Source organism: Streptomyces sp. NPDC006339 (assembly GCF_040612775.1).
Taxonomy (GTDB): Bacteria; Actinomycetota; Actinomycetes; order Streptomycetales; family Streptomycetaceae; genus Streptomyces.
The window spans coordinates 1-2,944 of sequence record NZ_JBEXQW010000110.1; the positions used below are offsets into that span (position 1 = coordinate 1).

Below are 2,944 nucleotides of genomic sequence, written 5' to 3' on the forward strand. Positions count from 1 at the left end.
CCCCGGGGTCGTACCGAGCATCTCGGCGGCCCGGCCCATCGTGTAGGCGGGGTAGTCGTCGTCGTCGAGACGGCCGAGCGGATCGTCTGCTGTCATTCTCACCTCTCTGGAGGACGCGTCGGAGGACGCGTCGTGGGGCCCCGAAGAGGTACTGCGCACTGATGGCGGCCTCGGCACAGCGCCACGCGCCGGTAGCGGCCCCGTCGCCCTGGCGGTGCCTGAAGCGGCTCGGGACCTCGGGGACCTCTCCATCGAACCTTCCGGTGCGGGCGCCGGCGGTCCCGGCGCATTCACCGAGGGTAATGCGCGGGGCGCCGGGGGTGGTAGCGCGTCCCGCGTCGTAGCGGGGCCCGTGTCGCCGGAGGGGCCGCCGATGCGCCCGGTCATGACGGGCGGCCGGTCAGGTGAATACAATCGACTCTCATGTCGAAGCCTGACGAACTGCTCGTGGACATCGCCGCCAAGGTCGAGTCCGGGCAGAGCAATCAGATGTCCCTGACCGTGATCACGGGCGGGGCCGTCATCACGGGGCGCCTGGCCCCCGAAGCGGTGTGGCGGCAGCGGGTGACGGAGGTCCTGAACGACTCGACCCGGCTGCGCGAATTCGCCGGTGTCTTCGAGAAGCCGTCCGGCGAGGACGGGCCGCCGACCCATCTGCACTTCCACGTCGCCCGGATCATCCAGGGCACGGTCGGTATCCCGGAGACGGGCGGGATGTACCGCGTGTCGATCGCGGATGTCAGCGCCTGGACGGTGGGGGACTTCAGCTACTCCGATCAGTGACCGGAGCCGGAACGACACGGACGACACAAGGGAAGGGCCCGACCGGTGCGCACCGGTCGGGCCCTTCCCTTGCGTCGTACGAGGTGGCGTACGAGATGGCGTACGCCGTGACGTGCGCCGGTGCCGTACGAGGCGACGTGCGCCCGTGTCGTACGAGGTGACGCGCCCTGTGCCGTACGGGTGACGTACGGGCGGCGTCCGCGTCTCTCCGTGCCGGTCAGACCGCCGTCGACGTGCTGCCGTACGTGCCGTGGGCGCTCTGGGCGCCGTCCGCACCGTCCGCGCCGTGCGTGCCGAGCAGCGCGGACGCCCGCTCGACCGGGCTGAGGCCGGCGGCGGCGGCCGGGCGGGGCGCCTCCTGCTGGGTGCGGCAGGTGAAGCCGAGCCGGGTCATCGCCCGGACGACCTCGCCGGCGGTGAAGTCACGGCGGTCCTGGCGGGTGATGACCGCGCCGACCTGCTTGGCGGGGTACTCACGGCGTCCGATGACGATCGACTCGCCGGTGACGGGTTCGGGCTTGACGCCCTTCATCGTCTCCAGGACGTCGTTCTTCGTCAGCTCGAACGGGAAACGTGCGATGACGCAGCGCATGGGACCTCCAGAAGGGAGACGGGGAGCGGGCTCGACGGATGGGTGAGAAGGGTGCGCAGTCGCACCCGATCGGTGTACGCGGCACTGGCCCGGAAGCCGGTGAGCTGGGCCCGGGTGACCAGACCGGTGCGCCGGCCGTCGTCGTCGCGGACGACCAGGTGCCGGGCGCGGGCGCTGCTCAGGACCGCGAGGGCCACCTCGACGGTCATGTCGTCCCACACATGGGGGCCGGGCTCGTCGGGGGCGGCGTCGGTTTCGGTCGTGGGCGTGCTGTTCATGCGGGGCCTTCCTCGGTACGGCGCACCTCAAGGAATTCCCGCGGTGAGCAGCGAGCGGCGTGTCTTATTCCGGGACGCGGTCGATGGGTGCATGAAATCCGATGCGCCGGGCGGCGGCGGGAGCCGGCCGCGGGCGGGGAAGTCGCGACGGAAAAGACGTGTAGCTGGGGCCCGCACCCCGAAGGATGCGGGCCCCAGCTACGAATGCGCGTCAGCGTCAGGCGGAGACGATGTTCTCGGCCGTCGGGCCCTTCTGGCCCTGCGCGATGTCGAAGTTCACCTTCTGGCCCTCCTGCAGCTCGCGGAAGCCCTGGGCGGCGATGTTCGAGTAGTGGGCGAAGACGTCCGGGCCGCCGCCGTCCTGCTCGATGAAGCCGAAGCCCTTTTCCGCGTTGAACCACTTCACGGTGCCAGTAGCCATGTCATATCTCCCTTTGGGGGCTCTTCGGTATCCACACCGCGTGGATGCCGTGTCGCGTGATGATTGCCCCGCCGGAGATAACCGGACCACAAGTTTTTCGGGAACCACAACTGCAACTGATTCCGAGGCTAGCACGCCGCGGTGGCCGGCGCGGGCGAAATTGCGCCGCTCTTTTCGCGCGGTAAAAAGCCTTACCGAGCGGCTCCGTAAATCCTCCTTTCGCCGTCGCAGATACCGCGCGCGGCGGCGGGTGGCGGCCGTGGCGGAGGTCGCGGCCGCCGCCGGGGCTGCCGGGCGGTGGCGTCCGGCCCGGAGCCCCGGGAGGACGGTCCCGGGATGCGCGTGGGGCAGAAAGCTGCTAGTCGGGCGACCAGAAAAACTGTCATGGCGAAGGTAGACATTCGCCCGTCTCTGTCCTACCGTTGTTGTCGTACCCCAAGAAGTCATGTGGGCACGGCAGAGACGAACTGCCGTGCGAGCAGTACCCGCAGTACCCGCAGTGGCAGTACGAAGAAGTAACCGAAGGTAAGGAGTCGACACCGTCAGGATCGCCCGGGCGAGGAAGCAGTCCGCCCGGGTACCGCAGGCCCCGATGGGAAGGTGGTCCCCGGTCACGCATCCGCGATCCCCGCAGTCCCGCCCTCCCGGGCGCGACCCGCGGACATGAGAAAGCCGGCGCAGTCGGCCGGCAGATGGTGTTGAAAACTCGGGGCCCGGGTGCCGTCACGGCACCCGGGCCCCCCGACGCGTTCCCGAAAGAAGAGGTCTATGCCCCCTGGCAGTTCGCGCCCCGCCGACAACCTCGACGACGACGACTACCCCGCCTACACGATGGGCCGGGCCGCCGAGATGCTCGGTACGACCCCCGCC

At 69.8% G+C, this 2,944-nt stretch carries 4 protein-coding genes and 2 pseudogenes; 2 read left to right on the forward strand and 4 right to left on the reverse strand.

The features are described 5' to 3' along the window. Positions 1 to 96: pseudogene (locus ABZ135_RS38610) on the reverse strand (MerR family transcriptional regulator); the annotation flags it as partial. Positions 97 to 423: 327 nt separating this feature from the next. Here ABZ135_RS38610 and ABZ135_RS38615 point away from each other — a divergent pair. Beyond that, entirely contained in the window at positions 424 to 783 is a 360-nt protein-coding gene (locus tag ABZ135_RS38615; protein ID WP_356703075.1) for a hypothetical protein, read from the forward strand. Positions 784 to 1,000: 217 nt separating this feature from the next. Here the strand turns inward: ABZ135_RS38615 and ABZ135_RS38620 are convergent, their stop codons facing one another. The 3 genes from ABZ135_RS38620 to ABZ135_RS38630 all read right to left on the reverse strand — a co-directional run bounded on the left by ABZ135_RS38620 (position 1,001) and on the right by ABZ135_RS38630 (position 2,074). Then, positions 1,001 to 1,375 (reverse strand): SCO5918 family protein, encoded by a 375-nt coding sequence (locus tag ABZ135_RS38620; RefSeq protein WP_356703077.1) that lies wholly within the window; start codon positions 1,373 to 1,375, stop codon positions 1,001 to 1,003. Further along, a complete protein-coding gene (locus tag ABZ135_RS38625) occupies positions 1,339 to 1,653 on the reverse strand; it encodes a CBS domain-containing protein (RefSeq protein ID WP_356703079.1) in 315 nt (104 codons plus the stop codon). Before ABZ135_RS38625 ends, ABZ135_RS38620 begins: the two co-directional genes overlap by 37 nt. A 217-nt stretch (positions 1,654 to 1,870) precedes the next feature. Continuing rightward, positions 1,871 to 2,074 (reverse strand): cold-shock protein, encoded by a 204-nt coding sequence (locus tag ABZ135_RS38630; protein ID WP_352077061.1) that lies wholly within the window; start codon positions 2,072 to 2,074, stop codon positions 1,871 to 1,873. A gap of 768 nt (positions 2,075 to 2,842) precedes the next feature. On the opposite strand from ABZ135_RS38630, the pseudogene ABZ135_RS38635 reads away from it, so the two are divergent. Then, positions 2,843 to 2,944: pseudogene (locus tag ABZ135_RS38635) on the forward strand (MerR family transcriptional regulator); the annotation flags it as partial.